We start from the raw sequence: 18,231 nt of genomic DNA, 5'->3' as shown, positions 1-18,231 counted from the left end.
AGCGGTGGGTCAGGAGCGGCGGGCGGCGGCCCGACCGACGAGCGTGCCGAGGACCCGGCCGAGGTCCAGCCCGGCCGCCTGGACCGCCAACGGCAGCAGCGACGTCTCCGTCATGCCGGGCGAGACGTTGACCTCCAGCACGTGCGGCTGGCCGTCCCCGTCGACGATCAGGTCGACGCGGGACAGGTCACGCAGCCCGAGCGCGGTGTGCGCCGCCAACGCCACCTCGGCCACCGCACCGGCCACGGCCGGGTCGAGCCGGGCCGGCGCGTGCCAGGTGGTGCGGCCGGCGGTGTAACGGGCCGCGTAGTCGTACACACCGTTGCGGGGGACGATCTCCACCGGCGGCAGCGCCTGCGGTCCGTCGCCCAGGTCGAGCACGGACACCGCGACATCCATGCCGGCCATGTACCGCTCGACCAGCGCCGTCGAGTCGTACGCGAAGCAGCCGACCATCGCGGCCGGGAGGGCGGCGGCGTCCTTGACCACGGCGGCGCCGAGGCCCGAACCGCCCTGCGTCGGCTTGACCATCAGCGGCAGCCCCAGCCGGTCCACGATCCGGTCGAGCACCGCAACCGCACCCAGCTCCGAGAAACGGTCGTGCGGCAGGGCCACCCAGTCGGGGGTGGGAATGCCGTTCTCCCGCAGCACCGCCTTGGCCGACGGCTTGTCCCAGGCCAACCGGGCGGCCCGCGCGTCACAACCGACGTAGGGCGCGTCGCAGAGGTCGAGCACGCCGCGCAGCGAACCGTCCTCGCCGGTCGCGCCGTGCAGGGCGATCACCACCGCGTCGGGCGGATCGGCGGCCAGTGCGGGCAGCAGCGCCACGTCGGCGTCCCGCAACTCCGCCTCCACCCCGGCGCTGCGCAACGCGTCGAGGACCCGCCGGCCGGACCGCAGGGAGACGTCCCGCTCGTAGGACAGGCCACCGGCGAGCACGAGCACGTGCAGGTCGGCGGCGGAACCGGTCACGAGTGAGCGCTCGACGGGGGTGGCAGCCATGCGGAAATCATGCCAAGTCGGGGCCGGGGACGTCCGGGCCACCCCGCCGGCTCCCGGTCGGGGTGACCGCCCCGAACACCTGCCGCATCGCCAGCTCCTGCTCCATCACCCGGGCCAGCCGGCGCACCCCCTCGCGGATCCGTTCCGGGGTGGGGAAGGAGAAGTTGAGCCGCATGTTGCCGGTGCCGGTGCCGTCGGCGTAGAAACCGGTGCCCGGCACGTAGGCGACCCGGGCGGCGATGGAACGCGGCACCATCGCCTTGGCGTCCAGCCCGTCGGGCAGGCTGGCCCAGACGAACAGCCCGCCGGTGGGCCTGGTCCAGGTGGTGCCCTCGGGCATCTGGTCGTGCAGCGCGCCGAGCAGCGCGTCCCGCCGCTCGCGGTATATCTCCCGGTAGACCTTGAGCTGTTCGCGCCAGGGCATCGTCGACAGGTACGTCGAGACGGCGGCCTGCGCGAACGCGCTCGGGCAGAGGATCTGCGCCTCGCTGGCGATGACCAGCTTGTCGCGGACGGCGTGCGGGGCGAGGATCCAACCCACCCGCAGCCCGGGGGCGAAGGTCTTGGAGAAGGTGCTCAGGTAGAACACCCCGTCGCGGCGGCGGGCCCGCAGCGGCGCGGGCGCGTCGCCCTCGAAACCCAACTGGCCGTACGGGTCGTCCTCGACCACCAGCAGGCCGGCCCGCTCGCAGATGTCGAGCACCCGTTCCCGCCGCTCGTCGCTCAACGTCACGCCGGCCGGGTTCTGGTAGGTGGGGATGGTGTAGAGGAACTTCACCCGCCGGCCGGCGCGGGCCTGCTCGGCGATGGCCACCTCCAGGGCCTCCGGGATCAGCCCGTCGTCGTCCATCGGCACGTGCACGACCTGGGCCTGGGCGGCCTGGAACACCCCGAGTGCGCCGACGTACGTCGGGCCCTCGGCGAGCACCACGTCACCCGGGTCGAGGAAGAGCCGGGCCACCAGGTCGAGCGCCTGCTGCCCGCCGACGGTGACCACCACGTCGTCGGGGGAGGCACCGCAGGAGGCGTCGATGCCGGAGAGCGCCATCACCTCGCAGATCCGTTCGCGCAGCTCCAGGCTGCCCTGGCCGATGCCGTACTGGAGGGTGGTGGAGCCGAGTTCGGAGCCGAGCCTGCCGAGCATCTCGCCGACCGCGTCGAGCGGCAGCGCGGCGATGTAGGGTGCCCCACCGGCGAGCGAGACGACCTCCGGCCGGCTGGCGACCGCGAAGAGGGCCCGGATCTCCGAGGCGGTCATGCCCCGGACCCTCCGGGCGTACCGGTCGGTGTAGTCGTCGAGCGTCGTTCCGGTCATGACATCACCTCGATCGGGTGTCGGTCGGGCTCCCGCCCGCTGGGGTACCCGCGGTGCCGGCGACCATGGCGGCGCGGGACGCCGGTCGGCCGATCGTAGTCCCCGTGCGGCAGGTCGTCGGTCACGATCCGGGTCGGGTCCACATCCCGGACGTCCCGTCCCCGTCCCGGGTGGCCATTCGCGCGTCCACTCCCGTACGGTCGGCAGGCGGCGTACGATCGCTCGTCGGGGACGCAGCGGGCGATGCTGCCGCCGCGGGCTGGTCTCGCCTCCGAGCCTAAGTGTGGGGATGCTCTGATGTCGCGACGTCTGGTCAGTCTGACCCTCGACACCCTGGAAGACCTGCCCCGGCCGTGCCGGCAGTGCGTCTACTGGGAGCTGGACCCGGTCTCCGCCGAGCGGGCCTGCGCGAACGGCGACCCGGGGCTGGAGAAGGAGGCGTGGGTCTCCCAGACGCTTTTGGAGTGGGGTTCCTGCGGCAAGCTGGCGTACGTCGACGGGATGCCGGCCGGGTTCGTGATGTACGCGCCGCCGGCCTACGTACCCCGGTCGATGGCGTTTCCGACCTCGCCGGTCTCGGCGGACGCCGCGCTGCTGATGACCGCCAACGTGGTGCCGGCCTTCGCCGGGGGCGGGTTGGGCCGGATGCTGGTGCAGGGCGTCGCCCGGGACCTGACCAAGCGGGGCATCAAGGCGATCGAGGCGTTCGGCGACGCGAAGTTCGGTGACGAGCCGGACGACACCCGGGCCTGCGTCGCCCCGACCGACTTCTTCCTCTCGGTGGGCTTCAAGACGGTCCGCCCGCACCCCCGCTACCCGCGCCTGCGCCTGGAGCTGCGCACCGCGCTGAGCTGGAAGTCCGACGTCGAGTACGCGCTGGAGAAGCTGCTCGGCTCGATGAGCCCGGAGAGCCTGCTGCGGCCGGTGCGCCCCGCCCCGGCCACCCGCTCCAGCGCCGGCTGAGCGCCCCGCCGACCCAGGCCGCGCCGACTCAGTCGCGGGCCGCTCCTGCCGCCACCACCGCGCGGAGCGCGCTGACGTCGATCGAGCCGGTCGGCACGTCCCGTTCGACGGGGAAGAACATCCGCTGTACGGCCGCCACGAGCGCCTCGACGATCCGGTCCCGGAACCGGGGGTCGACCAGCCGGGCCCGGTCCTGCGGCGAGGTCAGGTAGCCCACCTCGACCCGCACGGCGGGCATCCTGGTCAGTCGCAGCAGGTCCCACGCCTTGGCGTGGGTACGGCAGTCGCGCAGCCCGGTCCGCGCCACGATCTCCCGCTGCACCAGCCCGGCGAGGCGTTCCCCGGTGGCCGAGGTGACGCCGTTGTCGGTGCCGTAGTGGTAGGTGGCGACCCCGTCGGCGGCCGGGTTGGCGTGGCCGTCGGTGTGCAGCGAGATGAACACGTCGGCGCCGAGGGAGTTGGCCAGCTCCGCCCGGTCGATGTCCGGCAGGCAGGTCCGGGGCGCGGGGCCCCGGGTCAGCTGCACCCGTACGCCGGCCGCGGCGAGCCGCCCCTCCAGCCGGCTGGCCAGGTCGTGCACCAGGTCCGCCTCGGTCCAGCGCAGCGTCCCGTCGGGCACCACCACCCCCGGGTCGGTGCCGCCGTGGCCCGGGTCGATGACCACGGTGCGCCCGACCAGGGTCGGCCCGGACTGCCGGATCGCGTCGGATTCGCGTAGCCACTGGGGGCGTCCGCCGACCACCTTGCGGCCGAGCCGGCGCAGCGCGCCCATCGTGTACGGCCCGCAGGAGCCGTCCGGTTTCAGCCCCACCTCCCGCTGGAACTGCGCCACCGCCCGTGAGGTGCGTACGCCGTAGACGGCGTCGGCGCCGCCCACGTCGTACCCCATCTCCAGCAGGCGTTCCTGCAGGGAACGGACGTCCTCGCCGATCAGCGGGTCGGGCACCGCGTGGTAGAGGGTGCGGGCGCCGAGCCGCCAGCGGGCGGCGTCCAGGGCCCGCCACGTCTCGGCACCGACCCGCCCGTCCGCGCTGAGCCCGCGGGACTGCTGGAAGGCCCGGACGGCCCGTTCGGTGGCGGCGTCGAACTCGTCGCCGGGCGCGGCGAGGAGGTCCAGGCCGGTCAGGACGGCACGGATCTCGGTCACTGCCGGTCCGCGGTCACCGGGTCGGATCGGACGCACGCAGGACCCCCTCAGAGGTTGGCTGCCGGGCACCTTCGATGACGGCCACGCTTGCGCGTCCGGTAGGACCAGCGCTTACGGAGCGTACCGTGGCCGGTTGCCGCCGGCCGGTGGTTCGTGCAGGTCAGAGCCCCGAACAGCCGGAACCCCGCACCCGGTGGGGGTGCGGGGTTCCCGGTGGTGGAACGGGTGTTACAGCGCCGACTCGATCAGCCGGACCAGCTCGCCCTTCGGCTTGGCGCCGGCGATCGACTGCACCGGCTCGCCGTTCTTGAAGATGGTGAGGGTCGGCACGGACATCACCCGGTAGGCGCGGGCGGTCTCCGGGTTCTCGTCGATGTTGAGCTTGACGATGGTGACCTGGCCGGCCATCTCGCCGGCGATCTCCTCCAGCAGCGGCGAGACCTTGCGGCACGGCCCGCACCACTCGGCCCAGAAGTCCACCAGGACCGGCTTGTCGGACTTGAGTACGTCAGCGGTGAAGCTGGCGTCGGTGACGACCTTGGTCGCTCCCACTATGACCCTCCTTCTCAGTTGTGGCGTTGCAGTCGTTCAGCTCAGGGTGGCGATGAACCGCTCGGCGTCGAGGGCTGCGGCACAGCCGGTGCCGGCGGCGGTGATCGCCTGCCGGTAGGTGTGGTCGACCACGTCACCGGCGGCGAAGACGCCCGGCACGCTGGTGCGGGTGCTCGGCGACTGCACCTTCACGTAACCCTCGTCGTCCAGCTCGACCTGGCCGCGGAAGAGTTCGCTGCGCGGGTCGTGGCCGATCGCCACGAAGACGCCCGTCACGTCGAGCACCTTGACGTCGCCGGTGTGCACGTTGCGGACGCGGACGCCGGTCACCTTGCCGTCGTCGCCGAGCACCTCCTCGACGGTGCTGTTCCACTCCACCCGGATCTTGTCGTTGCTCAGCGCGCGGTCGGCCATGATCTTGCTGGCCCGGAACGAGTCGCGCCGGTGGATGATCGTGACCGACTCGGCGAACCGGGTGAGGAAGCTGGCCTCCTCCATCGCGGAGTCGCCGCCGCCGACCACCACGATGTGCTGGTTGCGGAAGAAGAACCCGTCACAGGTGGCGCAGGACGACACGCCGTGCCCCAGGTACTCCTGCTCGCCCGGCACGCCCAACGGACGCCAGGCCGAGCCGGTGGAGAGGATGACCGCCCTGGCCCGGTAGGCGGTCTGCCCGACCCACACGGTGCTGACCGCGTCGGAACCGGTGTCGCCGGTGTCCTTCAGCTCGACCCGGGTGACGTCGTCGGTCAGGAACTCCGCACCGAACCGCTCGGCCTGCTTGCGCATGTTGTCCATCAGTTCGGGGCCGAGGATGCCGTCGGCGAAACCGGGGAAGTTCTCCACCTCGGTCGTGGTCATCAACGCACCGCCGGACTGCACACCCTCGATCACGAGTGGCTTGAGGTTGGCGCGTGCGGCGTAGACCGCCGCCGTGTACCCGGCCGGCCCGGAGCCGATGATGATCAGGTTGCGGACCTCGTCCACTGCCGTCTCCCGATGTGTGTGTACGACATCGGCGGCGCACCGACGTCGATCCGAGCGCCGACGGTTCAACGACGTCGGCGGCTGACTTGCAGAACGTCATCGTACGAACCGGGGATTCCCGGACCGGTCGTCCGGTGGGTCACGTCACGCGATGCGGGACGAGTGGTGACCGGGCCCTCACCCTACCCGCGACTGGTAGCGGGTGTCCGCGCCGGACCCCGGCACCCCGCACTCCGCGCCGCTCACCCACGCCCACCGCGCGCCAGTGGAATCGGCGAAGTGGACGACCAGCGCCGGCTCGCCGTTGAACGTGGCGTAGTCGACGACCTCGACGCTGAGCGGCCCACGCTGGTGCGCGGACGCGATGTCGGCGAGGCAGGCGTCGAGCGCCGCCCGCCCGGTCAGCCGGTCCAGCCCGGCGGGCGCGGCGAGCCGTTTGCTCTCCGGCGCGCCGGGGCTGATCTGGGTGGTGACCCCCGGTTCGTCACCGGGCGGGAGACCCGGCGGGGTGACGGGTCGGGCCAACGGGGCGTCCGTGGTGCCCCGCAGCGTCGACGGGGACCAGTCGACGCCGCTGCGCCGGATCTCACCGCTGAACCGGAACCCGGGCTCCGCGTTCTCCTGCACCGGGCCGGCCATCGAGGTGGGCGCGTCCCGGTCGGTCGTGCCGTCGACCAGGTGGGCGACGCCGAAGCCCACCGCGGCCAGCGACGCCGCGGCGAGGGTCACCGGCCCGGCGAGCCGCGCCCAGCGTCGCCGCCGGCCGGGGCCCGACGGATCGGCACGCCCCTCGTCGGGACGGCCACCGGGGGTACGCCGACCACCCGGCTGCGTCGGCACCGGGCCACCCGCCCCGACCTGCCGGACGTCGCCCGGTGCGGCCGGACGCGCGGCCCGGCGGGGCGGGGCGTCGTCCTCGGCTGGCGGGTCGGCGGCCGGACCGGCACCGGCGAGCACGGCGGTGAGCCGTTCCACCACGGCCAGCGGCATCTCCGGTGCGGCGGCGCCCCAACCGGCCAACGCGTCGTGCACCCGGGCCACGGCGGGCGACAGGACGGCGTGCGCGTCGGCCCAGGCCGGGTCCTCGGCCACCAGGCGGGCGACGACGGTGTGCTCCGGGGTGCCGTCCAGTGCCCCGCCCACGTAGTCGGTGAGCAGGTCGTGGTCGACCTCCCTGAACTCCCGGCCGGTCACGGCTCCTCCTGGATGGCGTCCCGCCGGGCCTGCCCCGACCCCGATCGGACGCCGCTGGCCGGCCGCCGGTTCCCGGGTGTGACGTCGGGAACGTCCCGACCCGTCCGGCGGGGTTCGTCCGCCCCGGTCGGTCGGGTCGACTGCTGCTCCCCGCCGGTGCGCAGGTGCCCCAGCACGCCGGCCAGCCGGGCCCGGCCCCGGGCGCACCGGCTCTTCACCGTGCCCTCGGCCACGCCGAGGATCCGGGCGACCTCGGCGACCGGGTAGCCCTGCACGTCCACCAGGATCAGCGCGGCCCGCTGCTCGACCGGCAACCCGGCCAGCGCCTGGCGTACCACCAGGGCGGTGTCGTGGTCGGTGGCCGGCGCGGTCGGTTCGACGCCGCCGGTCCCCCGGGCGTCGTCGGTGCGGTTGCCGTCGGGCAGCGGGACGGTGGGGTGCGCCTGCCGGCGGCGGAGCCGGTCCAGGCAGGCGTTGACCACGATCCGGTGCAGCCAGGTGGTGACGGCGGAGTCGCCCCGGAACCGACCGGCGGCGCGGTGGGCGGACAGCAGCGCGTCCTGGAGGGCGTCGGCCGCCTCCTCCCGGTCGCCCGTGGTCCGCAGGGCCACCGCCCAGAGCCGGTCGCGGTGCCTGTGGAAGAGTTCGGTGAAGGCGTCCCGGTCACCCGCGACGTGGGCGCGGAGCAGGTCCAGGTCGGTGGTCTCGGGGTGCGACACCACGACCGACGCCGGCCCACCGGTCGCCGGGTCGGGTGACTGCCCGCCGCGACCGACCATCACCACGTCCGGCGGAGGCGGTGACGGGGTCGCGGCCGGCGGATCACGATCCCTGGACCGAGATCTCCTGGACGCCCAGCTTGAAGCCCCGCTCGGTGGAGGGCAGCTCGGTGATCCAGAAGAGCAGGTACTGGTATTTCTGCTCGGGGTCGAACCCGTCGAAGGCCATCTTGGTGCCGTCGTGCTGCTCGAACGGCTGGCCGATCCGGGTCTTGAAGCCCTTGACCAGGTCCTTGTCGCCCTGCGAGGTGGACGGGAAGTCGCCGCTGCCGGTGAACAGCGCGGCGGAGACGCCGGAGTCCGACAGGGTGGCGGTGAGCGACTTGACCGTGTGCGGGGCACCGAGGTCGATCCAGACCCCCATGCCTTTCTTGTAGTTGCTGAAGTTAGCCGAGTAGTAGGTGTCGGTCTCCCAACCCTTGTCCTCGTCGCCGTCCATCATCTTCTCGGCGTCGCCCAGCTCGTTGCGCTGCCGGCTGTCCGGGTCGATGATCCGGATGTCCTGGATGGCGAGTTTGCGCACCACGGGGGCCGGGGTGGCGTCGCCGGCCGGCGCGCTGGTGGAGGGGCGGGCGACCGGCTCGGTCTCCGGGCTGTCGCCGCCGCCCAGGGTGGTGATGCCGATGAGCAGGCCGACGAGGGCGACCGCCAGCAGCCCGGCGATGCCGATCGCGACCTTCCGGCCGCCCGCTGCGGCGAGCGGTGAACGGTCCTCGACGCCGTCGGCGGTGAACCGGATGGTGCCGGTCTGGTCGAGGAAGTGGTCCTCGGCGGGGATGTCGAGCCGACCCAGCTCGGCGGAGAGCACGTCCGACGACGGCGGGGCGATCTCGGCGTCGAGCAGGTCCATCGTCAGGTCGTCGAGGTACGCCGGCACGCCGGCCCGGACCTGCCGGGGGGCGGCGATGGCGCCGCTGGCGTCGCGGACGGCGTCCGGGATGGCGGCCCGGCCGTGGCCGGCGGTCGCGCCGCGCAGCGGGGCCTCGGCGTGCGGCCAGTGCCCGGTGAGGGCGAAGTAGAGGACGCCACCCACCGCGCGGATGTCGGCTTCCTGGCTGTCGTCGCCGTCGGTGCGGGCGTCGGCCAGGACCACCCGGCCGTCGTCGCTGATCATCACAGTGCCGGGGTGCACGTTGCCGTGGACCATCCCGGTGGCGTGCACGGCGGCGAGGGCGCTGGCGACCGCGTTGCCGACGGCGGTGGCCCGGGCCGGGTCCAGCGGCCCCTCGGCGACCAGGTCACGCAGGGACCGGCCGTCGACCCACTCCCGGACGACGTACGCCCGGACGTCCTCGTCGATCGCGTCGTAGACGCCGACCAGGTTGGGGTGGATGACCCGGCTGGCCGCAACGGCGGCCTGGAGCATCTCGGTGGCCGAGTCGCCGCCGGGGTAGCGGAGCACCACCGCCACGGGCCGGCGCAGGATGACGTCGACCCCCCGCCAGACCAGGCGCCCGGCGCTGTCGTTGTTGATGTGCTCGACCAGCTCGTACCGCTCGGCGAGGATCTCACCGGCCGTGGGAGCACCGAAGGTCATGACCGGAGGAGCAGTTTCCTCCGCCTCCTGACCCTCGCCGACCTGGGTCACCCGTCCTCCCTCGGTGATCGTGTCGATCGATGGACCCGCGCTGCTGGGCATGTGGCTTCCCGCTCCGCCGTCGCTGGAACCGACCGGCGGCGTCGACTCGGGCGTCGGCCACCTGCCGTGTCCGTCGACAGCGACCTTACCCGGACCGCCCGTCATACCGACATGTCATCTTCCCGCCGCGCTCGACGGCCTGTCGCATATGCGGTGGTAAGTCCGTTTAAAGCCGCTCTCTCCCACGTTGCTGACACATGTACTGGCCAATCTAGACGCCCGTCGCAAACCGTCGACCTCCGGGCCACCCGCCGGGAACTATCCGGTGCCGGCAGGTCTGGTTCCCCCCGAACGGTCGTACATGCTCAGCCTTACGGTTGGTTATCCACAGCCCTTTACGGTGACTGAGCGGGCAATCACCAAGTTATCCACAGGCGTGTCCCCAGGCTGGTGATCCTCGTTCACCCTGCGTGTCCCCTGCCCGGCCGCGGACTGGCCTGCGGGTCAGCGGCCGAGCCGCCGCCGCACCATCGCGACCACCTCGGTGATCTCGCCGATCCGCAGCACCATCGCCAGGCCCAGATACGTCCCGCCGATCACCACCCCGCCGAGGACCAGCCGCACCGCCGCCGCCGTCCAGCTCAGGTTGCCCGGGTCGCCGGGCAGCAGGTTGACCACCAGCAGGCCGACCAGCGCCGCACCGAGCGCCGCCACCAGCACCTTGCCCATGGTCCGCATGATCCGGCCCAACCCGATCCGGCCCACCCGGGGCCGCAGCAGCATCGCCGAGAGCACCGCCGCCGCCACGTACGAGATCGCGTTGCCGAGCATCATGCCGGCCGCCGCGAAGGTGGCCGAGAAGGCGACGAAGACCCCGATCTGCACGGCCACCCGCAGGATCACCACCGGGATGTTGACCAGCGCCGGGGTACGGGTGTCCGGCAGCGCGTAGAAGGCGAAGGTGAACAGCTGGCTGATCGCGAACGGCACCAGGCCCAACGCGGCGACCAGCAGCACCAGCGAGGTGGCCAGCGCGTTGTCACCGGTGAACGCGCCGTACCGGAAGACCACCACGGAGACCGGACCGGCCAGCACCGCGTAGCAGACCGCGATCGGGGCCAGCACCGCCGTCACCATCCGGGTGCCCCGGGACAGGTCGGCGGTGACGTCGGCGAACCGGCCCTCGGCGGCGGCGGCGCTCATCCGGGGCATCAGCGCCGTGATGATCGAGACGGCGATGATGCCGTGCGCCATCATCAGCAGCAGGAAGACGTTGTTGTAGATCAGCAGACCGGCGTTGTTCTCGTCGCCCCCGGCGGCCCGGGTGAGCAGGTTGACCACCACGAACAGGCCGAGCTGGTTGACCGCGACGTAGCAGAACATCCAGCCACCGAGCCGGGCCAGCTCACGCAGACCCAGCTCGCGGAAGTCGAACCGCAGCTTCCACCGGAAACCCACCTTGCGCAGCGCCGGCAGCAGCCCGGCCGCCTGCACCGCCACGCCGAGCAGGGTGCCCCCGCCGACCAGCAGGATGCGGTCCCAGCCGATCTCCTCCGGGCCCAGCGCCCGCGCGCCGTACACCGCGATGTAGAGGCCGAACGTGCCGATGACGACCAGGTTGTTCAGGATCGGCGCCCACATCGGCGCGGCGAAGTGCCCCCGGGTGTTCAGCACCGCCGCGATCAACGCGCTGACGCCGGTGAAGAACAGCATCGGCAGCATCAGGTACGACAGGTTGGTGACCAGGCCCGTGTAGGCCGCGTTCTTGCCGCCGGCGTAGAGCGTGGTCAGGGTCGAGGCCAGCAGCAGCGCCAGCACCACGGTGACCGCGAGGGCCAGCACCGCGAGGGTCAGCAGCCGCTGGGCGTACGCCTCGCCCCGGTCCGGGTCGGCCTTGCGGCGGCGTACCAGCACCGGGATCAGCACGCTGGTCAGCACGCCGCCGAGCAGGAACTCGTACACCTGGTTGGGCAGGAACTGGGCGGTGGTGAACGCGTCGCCGACGGCGCTGCCCAGCGCGGCGCCGATCATCAGGTTCCGGATGAAACCGGTGCCCCGGCTGACCAGGCTGCCGACCGCCATCACCGCGCTGTTCGCCGCCGCGCTGGTCTCGGCGACCACCTCCTGCGGCGGTGCGGTCGCCTCCACCCCCGGCTGGTTCAACGGCTCGGCGGAGATGAAGGTAGCCCCGTCGTCGTACGGCCGGGGACCGTCACCCCCCTGCGCGGCGTTCGCGCTGCGGTAGAGCCCGCCGCTCATCTCCAGCCTCCCCGGGGTACGTCGGAGCCGGCACCGGTCCGCACGTCCATGACCATAGTCAACCCGCACCCGACACCCGCGCCCGGCGGATCGGTTCCCGTCCCCGCCCGATAGGCTGGCGATCCCATGTCCGAAGCCTCCACACCCCACGCCGCCGCACGCCGTGAACTGACCACCGTGCAGCGCAACGCCGTCGCCGAACTGCTCCGCGTCTCGCCGGTCGCCGACGAACTGGGCCGCCGGTTCGCCCGCGCCGGCCACGAACTGCACCTGGTGGGTGGTTCCGTCCGCGACGCCCTGCTCGGTCGGCTCGGCGACGACCTGGACTTCTGCACCGACGCCCACCCCGAGCAGACGTTACGGATCGTCCGCGGCTGGGCCGAGTCGATCTGGGAGACCGGTCGGGAGTTCGGCACCATCGGCTGCCAGCGCGACGGCCTCCGGCTGGAGGTCACCACCTTCCGCGCGGAGGCGTACGACCAGGTCAGCCGCAACCCCGTCGTCGAGTACGGCACCAACCTCACCGACGACCTGAAGCGGCGGGACTTCACCGTCAACGCGATGGCGGTCAGCCTCCCCGACCACCGGTTCACCGACCCGTACGGCGGGCTGGACGACCTGGCCGCGAAGATCATCCGTACCCCGGGTACGCCCGCCGAGTCGTTCGGCGACGACCCGCTGCGGATGCTGCGGGCCGCCCGGTTCGCCGCCCAGCTCTGCTTCGCCGTCCACCCCGACGTGCGGGCGGCGATGGTGGCGATGGCCGCCGACCTGGACCGGATCACCGCCGAGCGGGTTCGCGACGAGTTCACCAAACTGCTGTGCGGCGCCGACCCGATCACCGGGCTGCGGCTGCTGGTCGACACCGGGCTGGCCGACCGGTTCCTGCCCGAGCTGACCGGCCTCAAGCTCACCATCGACGAGCACGCCCAGCACAAGGACGTCTACGAGCACACCCTGACCGTGGTGAGCAACGCGGTGTCGTACGAGACGGACGGCTGCGACTTCGTGCTGCGGATGGCGGCGCTCATGCACGACGTGGGCAAGCCGGCCACCAAGGCGGTCGGGCCGGACGGCCGGGTCAGCTTCCACCACCACGAGGTGGTCGGTGCCCGGCTGACCAAGAACCGGATGAAGGCGCTGCGCTACCCGAAGGACGTCACCGCCCAGGTCACCAAGCTGGTCGGCCTGCACCTGCGGTTCTACGGCTACGGCCGGGGCGAGTGGACCGACTCGGCCGTCCGCCGGTACGTCACCGACGCCGGTGACCTGGTGGACCGGTTGCACAAGCTGACCCGCTCCGACTGCACCACCCGCAACCGGCGCAAGGCGGCCCAGCTCGCGGCCGACTACGACGCCCTGGAGGAGCGGATCACCCGGATCGCCGCCGAGGAGGACCTGGCCCGGGTCCGGCCCGACCTGGACGGCAACGCGATCATGGAACTGCTCGGGGTGCCGCCGGGGCCGGTGGTCGGCCGGGCCTGGCAGCACCTCAAGGAACTGCGCCTGGAACGCGGCCCGCTCGACCGCGACGAGGCCGAGGCGGAACTGCGGCGCTGGGCCGCCGAGCAGGGCCTGAGCTGACCTGAACGACGCGAGGGGCCGCCCGGCACACGCCGGACGGCCCCTCGTCGCGTACGGGTCAGCGGGTCTCGACCGCGCTGCCCTCGACCGGCGGCTTGCCGTTGGCCGGGGACCCGGCCGACGCCGCGCCCAGCTTGGCGAGCAGCCCGGCCAGGTCGATGCCGGTGAGGTCGGAGCCGAGCTGGAGGCCCTGGGCCACGTTGCCGGCCACCGACTTGGTCAGCGACGACGCCCCGTCGGTCGAGATCACCGTCATCTTGTCGATCGCGCCGATCGGGGCGCTGGCCGCCTCGACCACCTGCGGCAGCACCTTGACCAGCAGGTCGAGCACGGCCGCCTCGCCGTACGCGGCGAACGCCTCGGCCTTGCGGGCCATCGCGTCGGCCTCGGCCTGACCCCGGGCCAGGATGGCCGTGGCCTCGGCCTGACCCTCCCGCTCGACCGCCTCGGCGATCGCGGACCGCCGCCGCTGCTCAGCCTCACCCTCCTTGGCGCCCTCGATCGCGTTCGCCTCGGCCAGCGCCGCCCGGCGGGCCCGCTCACCCTCACCGGTGAGCCGGGCCTGCTCGGCGGCGGCCTGGGCGGCGGCGATGGTGGCCTGCCGCTGCGCGTCGGCGTTCAGCACCGCCGCGTTGCGGGACGCCTCCGCCTCCTGCTCCACCTTGTACCGCGCCGCGTCGGCCGGCTTACGGACCTCGGTGTCGAGCTGCCGCTGCTTCAGCTCGGCGTTGCGCTCGGCGACCTTCTGCTGCTCGGAGAGGATCGCCTGGTCCCGCTCGGCCTGGGCGAGCGGGCCGGCCGCCGCCGACTTGGCCTTCGCGGCGTCGATCTCGGCCTGGATCGCGGCCTGCTTCAGCGACAGGTTCCGGTTCGCCTCGGCGATCGCCTCCTCGGCCAGCAGCCGCTCCTGCTCGGCCTGCTGCCGGGCGCGCGCCTCGGCGATGGCCGCGTCCTTGAGCACCCGGGCCGCCTCCGGCCGACCGAGATCCTGCAGGTACGACCCCTCGGCCAGGATGTCCTGGAGCTGGAAGGTGTCCAGCACCAGCCCCTGGTTGGTCATCGAGTGCTCGGCCTCCTCGGCGACCGCGTTGGCGAACGCCGCCCGGTCCCGGATGACCTCCTCGACGGTGAGCCGGCCGACGATGGAGCGCAGCGCGCCGGCCAGCACCTCCCGGGTGAAGTTGTCGATCTCGTCCTGCTGGTGCAGGAAGCGCTGGGCGGCGGCGCGGATCGCGTCCTCGGTGCCGCCGACCTTGACGATGGCGACACCGTGCAGGTCGGCCCGGATGCCCTGCTTGCTGACCGCGCCCCGGATGCCGACGTCGATGCGGCGGCTGGACAGGTCGAGCGACTGGAGCTTCTGCACCACCGGCAGCACGAAGACCGACGCGCCGAGCACGACCTTCTGGCCGGAGTTGTCGGTGGACCGGCCGCCGTCGGCGGTCTGCGTGGTCCGACCCTTGCGGCCGGTGACGATGAACGCCTCGTTCGGGCCGGCCACCTTGATCCGGGAGAGCACGAACAACACGAGGACGAGGACGAGGACGACCGCGCCGACGATGGCGATGAGGAGAGGCATGGTGGTTCCGTCTCTGCGAGAAGAGGGGTCAGTAGGTCTCGACGTGCACGCTGGTCTCGCTCAGCGTCTGCACCACGAAGATCTGCGCGCCGAGCGGGATGGGCCGGTCGGCGCGGGCGTTGAGTTTCACGGGTTGGCCGGCGACGCGTACCCGGACCTCGCCGTAGCCGCCGGCCGGGATCGGGGTGACCACCAGGCCGAGCGCGCCGACCAGGTCATCCCGGGTGGGGGTGGCGTCGGTACGCATGTCGCGCGCCGCCCGGCTCAGCCGCCCCGCCAGCCACGCGGTGGGCACCGCGGCGAGCGTGCCGCCACCGACCGCCGCCGCGATCATCCCGGGGGTACCCCCGCCGAGCAGTTCGTTGACGATGGCCGCGCCGAAGCCGAACGCGCCGAGGAAACCGGCGACCGCCTCGACGGAGACCGGACCGTCGACGTCGGGATGGCCGAAATGCAGGATTTCACCGCCGAGTAGAGCGAGTGCCAGCACACCGACGCCCGCCCCACCGATGATCAGAAAGATGAGCGTCCCCGTGGCCACGACCTGCACGGTAGCGACCCGACGCAACATCCCGCGTGATCATTTGGGGGCGACGGACACCGTCCGTTCGGCCAACTCCCGCGGCAGCGGCAACCGTTGCAGCTCGTGTCCGGCGGGGTCGGCGAGCACGACGTCCCGGTGACCACCCGGCCGCCGGTAGAGCAGCCGGTCGTCGCCGACCCAGGCGACCTCGGCCACCGGGAGCGTGCCGAGCACCGTGCCGGTGACCGCGTCGACCAGCAACGGCTCCCGCTGCCCCTGGACCACCACCCGGGTCCCGTCGGGCGACCAGGACCACGGGCCGGCCGGATCGCCGGGGATCTTCACGAACCGGGTCGGCCGCCCGTCGTCGGCGGAGAAGAACTGCACCCCCCAGCGCGGATGGCGGAGCTGCTCGGACCGGGGCGCGAAGCTGTCGGTCAACGGCAGCGCCACCTCCCGGCCGTCCCGGCTCCAGGTGAAGGCGCAGTGGTCGGTGCAGCGGTACCTGACCGGGTCGATCCGGTACTCCCGGTACCGCCCGCCGACCTCCAGCACGCCGAGCCGGTGCACCCCACTTCGTAGGACGGTCACCGCCAACCGGCGGCCGTCCGGCGACCACTGGACGTCCAGCGCCCCCCGGACCCGCTGCCAGCGCAGCTTCCCGGTGGCCGCGTCGGCGAGACCGAGCTGGCCGGGGCGCTGCTCGTCCCGCACGGCGGTGACCGTGCCGGTGGGGGCCGGCCACACCTCGGCGTGTCCGCCGGCACGGACGTAGCGGGACCGGGTGCGGTCCAGCACGTACCCGGTACCGCCGGACAGGCCGCCGGTGACCACCCAGCCACCGGGCAGCGCCAACGGCCGGGCCGGCCAGTCGGCACCGGGGGCGGGCAGCAGCGTCGTACCGGGGGTGGGACTCGGCGTGGGCCGTACCGGTTGGACCGGGCGCTCCGGCCGGAGCAGCACGAACGGCACCACCAGCGCAACCGCCGCCACCACCGCCGTGCCGACCACCGCGACCCGGCGTCGGGTACGCAGCCGACGACCCCGGGCCAGCGCCGCCAGGGCCAGCCGGGGCGACGGCCGCGCCTCGTCGGCGAGATCGTGTACGGCGGCCCGCAGCGCGTCCTCCACCCGTCGGCTCATCGCTTCACCTCCGGGCTGTTGACGAGATCGTCGAAGGACGGCACCAGCTCCCGCAGCCGGGCCAGCGCGCGGGACGCCTGGCTGGCCACCGTGCCGGCCCGGCAGCCGAGGATCGCGGCGGTCTGCTCGACACTGAGGTCCTCCAGGTAGCGCAGCGTCAACACCGCCCGTTGCCGGGGCGGCAGCGTCCGGAGCGCGTCGCGCAGCAGCATCCGTAGCTCGCTGTCGTGGCTGCTGTTGCGCTCGCCGGGCCGTTCCGGCAGCACCGCCACCGGAACCTCACGTCGCCGGGCGAGCCGTCGCCAGCCGGAGACCTGGTCGTGATAGAGGATCCGGCGCACGTACGGCTCGGCGTCACCCCGGATCCGGGGCCACCGGGCGTACGCCTTGGCCAGCGCGTTCTGCAGCAGGTCCTCGGCGGCGTGCTGGCTGCCCGCCAGCGCGTACGCGACGCGCAGCAGCGCGTCCCCCCGTTCGTTGACGAACGCGGTGAACTCCCCGTCGGTGCCTTCGGTCACCGCTCACCTCCGTACCGAAGACGCTCGGCGGCGCGGAAACCTTGCCCCGTCCGCAGGTGTTTCGTCGCCGCCGGCTCCGTGGGGTGGCCGGAGACGACGGACGGCACGTCCGGCTGGTCCGGCGTGGTGGGCCGGTCCCGCGCCCTCTCCGGGCCCGGCCCCCGCTCCCGGTGTCGGTCGGGGCGGGAAGAATGGCGGTATGCGCTGGACCGTGCTCGACTCGCCGATCGGGGAATTCTCCGTCGCCACCGACGACACGGCGGTCTGCGGCACGCACTTCGGCCGGGTCGCGTCGGCCGACGACGAACCCGCCGACGGGCTGGCCGGCCGGGCGGTCGCGGAACTGCGGGCGTACTTCGCCGGTGAGCTGACCGGGTTCACCGTGCCGGTGACGGTGCCGCGCGGGTCCGAGTTCGAGCGCGCCGTCTGGCGGGAGATGACCCGCATCCCGTACGGGGAGACGCTCACCTACGGCGAGGTGGCCCGGCTGGTCGGCGACCCGGGCGCGGCACGGGCGGTCGGGGTGGCCTGCAACCGCAACCCGGTCCCGGTGATCGTGCCCTGCCACCGGATCGTCGGCGCGGGCGGCAAACTGGTCGGCTTCGGCGGCGGCCTGCCCCGCAAGGTCACCCTGCTGGAGTTGGAGGCCGGGGTGGCGCTGCGCCGCGCCTGGTCGTGACGATCAGATCGCCGATCAGCGCGGCAGAACCGGGTGGGCGTGGACGGCGGTGTTTTTCGGTTTTTCTGAGCGGCCGGCGGCAGCGGGACGAGGTGCGGGGCCGGAAGCACGTGCCGGGCGTGGGGCGCTTGGGCGATCGCCGCCGGACAACCGTGGTCCCTGGCTCGGATGGTGGTCGGCCAGCCGGGCACGAGCCCGTCGTTGGTTGATGAATTCCCAGCTCACAGCTATCTGGCGAGTTTTTCGGCTGGCCTGCCCGAATAGCAGGAACCCGCCTCTGTCGCCTCCCGAACAATCACCATGTTGTTCCCGGAAGCAATTATCTGGGCTGCGTGATGACTCAGTCCGGCATTGAGATTCGGCGAGTGGGGGGAGCAAGATCGGAGGTGCGGGCGGGAGTTCGACGACGGTGTTCCGTCGGATCCGAC

At 72.9% G+C, this 18,231-nt stretch carries 16 protein-coding genes; 3 read left to right on the top strand and 13 right to left on the bottom strand.

Annotated elements, in window-relative coordinates; genetic code table 11:
- Positions 1-9: 9 nt before the first annotated feature.
- Together B5D80_RS10670 and B5D80_RS10665 are read right to left on the bottom strand one after the other, a co-directional pair.
- Complete coding sequence (locus B5D80_RS10670) at positions 10-1,002, bottom strand: D-alanine--D-alanine ligase family protein (protein ID WP_088643655.1); 993 nt, start codon at positions 1,000-1,002, stop codon at positions 10-12.
- 7 nt (positions 1,003-1,009) lie between these two features.
- The gene (locus B5D80_RS10665) at positions 1,010-2,317 is read right to left on the bottom strand and encodes an aminotransferase-like domain-containing protein (protein ID WP_088643654.1); all 1,308 of its coding nucleotides are present in this window, start codon (positions 2,315-2,317) and stop codon (positions 1,010-1,012) included.
- A gap of 297 nt (positions 2,318-2,614) precedes the next feature.
- Between B5D80_RS10665 and B5D80_RS10660 the strand changes: the two genes are divergently transcribed.
- A complete protein-coding gene (locus B5D80_RS10660; RefSeq protein ID WP_088643653.1) occupies positions 2,615-3,280 on the top strand; it encodes a GNAT family protein in 666 nt (221 codons plus the stop codon).
- A gap of 28 nt (positions 3,281-3,308) precedes the next feature.
- Here B5D80_RS10660 and B5D80_RS10655 read toward each other — a convergent pair whose 3' ends face one another.
- The 7 genes from B5D80_RS10655 to murJ form a co-directional block, all read right to left on the bottom strand.
- Positions 3,309-4,463: an N-acetylmuramoyl-L-alanine amidase gene (locus tag B5D80_RS10655; RefSeq protein WP_088643652.1), complete on the bottom strand. Its 1,155-nt coding sequence runs from the start codon at positions 4,461-4,463 to the stop codon at positions 3,309-3,311.
- Between the two features lie 192 nt (positions 4,464-4,655).
- Entirely contained in the window at positions 4,656-4,979 is a 324-nt protein-coding gene (gene trxA / locus B5D80_RS10650) for a thioredoxin (protein ID WP_088643651.1), read from the bottom strand.
- A gap of 36 nt (positions 4,980-5,015) precedes the next feature.
- Positions 5,016-5,966, bottom strand: a complete 951-nt coding sequence (trxB, locus tag B5D80_RS10645) for a thioredoxin-disulfide reductase (RefSeq protein ID WP_088643650.1) — start codon at positions 5,964-5,966, stop codon at positions 5,016-5,018.
- Positions 5,967-6,143: 177 nt separating this feature from the next.
- The gene (locus B5D80_RS10640) at positions 6,144-7,160 is read right to left on the bottom strand and encodes a hypothetical protein (RefSeq protein ID WP_088643649.1); all 1,017 of its coding nucleotides are present in this window, start codon (positions 7,158-7,160) and stop codon (positions 6,144-6,146) included.
- Positions 7,157-7,939, bottom strand: a complete 783-nt coding sequence (gene sigM / locus B5D80_RS10635) for an RNA polymerase sigma factor SigM (RefSeq protein WP_088643648.1) — start codon at positions 7,937-7,939, stop codon at positions 7,157-7,159. The genes B5D80_RS10640 and sigM overlap by 4 nt, the downstream gene beginning before the upstream one ends.
- A gap of 43 nt (positions 7,940-7,982) precedes the next feature.
- The gene (locus B5D80_RS10630) at positions 7,983-9,578 is read right to left on the bottom strand and encodes a protein kinase family protein (protein ID WP_088643647.1); all 1,596 of its coding nucleotides are present in this window, start codon (positions 9,576-9,578) and stop codon (positions 7,983-7,985) included.
- Between the two features lie 444 nt (positions 9,579-10,022).
- Entirely contained in the window at positions 10,023-11,777 is a 1,755-nt protein-coding gene (gene murJ, locus B5D80_RS10625; RefSeq protein WP_088643646.1) for a murein biosynthesis integral membrane protein MurJ, read from the bottom strand.
- Positions 11,778-11,903: 126 nt separating this feature from the next.
- Here murJ and B5D80_RS10620 point away from each other — a divergent pair, with 126 nt between their 5' ends.
- Positions 11,904-13,361, top strand: coding sequence for a CCA tRNA nucleotidyltransferase (locus tag B5D80_RS10620; protein ID WP_088643645.1), 1,458 nt, complete (start codon positions 11,904-11,906; stop codon positions 13,359-13,361).
- Positions 13,362-13,419: 58 nt separating this feature from the next.
- On the opposite strand, the gene B5D80_RS10615 is transcribed toward B5D80_RS10620, so the two are convergent.
- The 4 genes from B5D80_RS10615 to B5D80_RS10600 are packed head-to-tail and all read right to left on the bottom strand — an operon-like array spanning position 13,420 to position 17,124.
- Entirely contained in the window at positions 13,420-14,940 is a 1,521-nt protein-coding gene (locus B5D80_RS10615) for a flotillin family protein (protein WP_088643644.1), read from the bottom strand.
- A gap of 28 nt (positions 14,941-14,968) precedes the next feature.
- Positions 14,969-15,511 carry a hypothetical protein gene (locus B5D80_RS10610; protein WP_088643643.1) on the bottom strand — a complete coding sequence of 181 codons (543 nt, stop codon included), beginning with the start codon at positions 15,509-15,511 and terminating at the stop codon, positions 14,969-14,971.
- A gap of 9 nt (positions 15,512-15,520) precedes the next feature.
- Positions 15,521-16,606 carry a TolB-like translocation protein gene (locus B5D80_RS10605; RefSeq protein ID WP_088643642.1) on the bottom strand — a complete coding sequence of 362 codons (1,086 nt, stop codon included), beginning with the start codon at positions 16,604-16,606 and terminating at the stop codon, positions 15,521-15,523.
- A complete protein-coding gene (locus tag B5D80_RS10600) occupies positions 16,603-17,124 on the bottom strand; it encodes a SigE family RNA polymerase sigma factor (RefSeq protein ID WP_088643641.1) in 522 nt (173 codons plus the stop codon). Before B5D80_RS10600 ends, B5D80_RS10605 begins: the two co-directional genes overlap by 4 nt.
- A 199-nt stretch (positions 17,125-17,323) precedes the next feature.
- On the opposite strand from B5D80_RS10600, the gene B5D80_RS10595 reads away from it, so the two are divergent.
- Entirely contained in the window at positions 17,324-17,803 is a 480-nt protein-coding gene (locus tag B5D80_RS10595) for a methylated-DNA--[protein]-cysteine S-methyltransferase (protein ID WP_088643640.1), read from the top strand.
- The last annotated feature ends 428 nt before the right edge of the window (positions 17,804-18,231 follow it).

The sequence above is a fragment of the Micromonospora wenchangensis genome (assembly GCF_002210435.1).
GTDB lineage: Bacteria > Actinomycetota > Actinomycetes > Mycobacteriales > Micromonosporaceae > Micromonospora > Micromonospora wenchangensis.
This window is presented reverse-complemented; position numbering and strand designations above follow the sequence as displayed.

What these genes read in the sequence shown, in the direction of transcription:
- murJ (WP_088643646.1), bottom strand. Translation starts at nt 11,777, where the DNA reads ATGAGCGGCGGGCTCTACCGCAGCGCGAACGCCGCGCAGGGGGGTGAC.
- B5D80_RS10615 (WP_088643644.1), bottom strand. Translation starts at nt 14,940, where the DNA reads ATGCCTCTCCTCATCGCCATCGTCGGCGCGGTCGTCCTCGTCCTCGTC.
- B5D80_RS10630 (WP_088643647.1), bottom strand. Translation starts at nt 9,578, where the DNA reads ATGCCCAGCAGCGCGGGTCCATCGATCGACACGATCACCGAGGGAGGA.
- B5D80_RS10660 (WP_088643653.1), top strand. Translation starts at nt 2,615, where the DNA reads ATGTCGCGACGTCTGGTCAGTCTGACCCTCGACACCCTGGAAGACCTG.
- B5D80_RS10670 (WP_088643655.1), bottom strand. Translation starts at nt 1,002, where the DNA reads ATGGCTGCCACCCCCGTCGAGCGCTCACTCGTGACCGGTTCCGCCGCC.
- B5D80_RS10605 (WP_088643642.1), bottom strand. Translation starts at nt 16,606, where the DNA reads ATGAGCCGACGGGTGGAGGACGCGCTGCGGGCCGCCGTACACGATCTC.
- B5D80_RS10620 (WP_088643645.1), top strand. Translation starts at nt 11,904, where the DNA reads ATGTCCGAAGCCTCCACACCCCACGCCGCCGCACGCCGTGAACTGACC.
- B5D80_RS10665 (WP_088643654.1), bottom strand. Translation starts at nt 2,317, where the DNA reads ATGACCGGAACGACGCTCGACGACTACACCGACCGGTACGCCCGGAGG.
- B5D80_RS10610 (WP_088643643.1), bottom strand. Translation starts at nt 15,511, where the DNA reads ATGTTGCGTCGGGTCGCTACCGTGCAGGTCGTGGCCACGGGGACGCTC.
- sigM (WP_088643648.1), bottom strand. Translation starts at nt 7,939, where the DNA reads ATGGTCGGTCGCGGCGGGCAGTCACCCGACCCGGCGACCGGTGGGCCG.
- B5D80_RS10595 (WP_088643640.1), top strand. Translation starts at nt 17,324, where the DNA reads ATGCGCTGGACCGTGCTCGACTCGCCGATCGGGGAATTCTCCGTCGCC.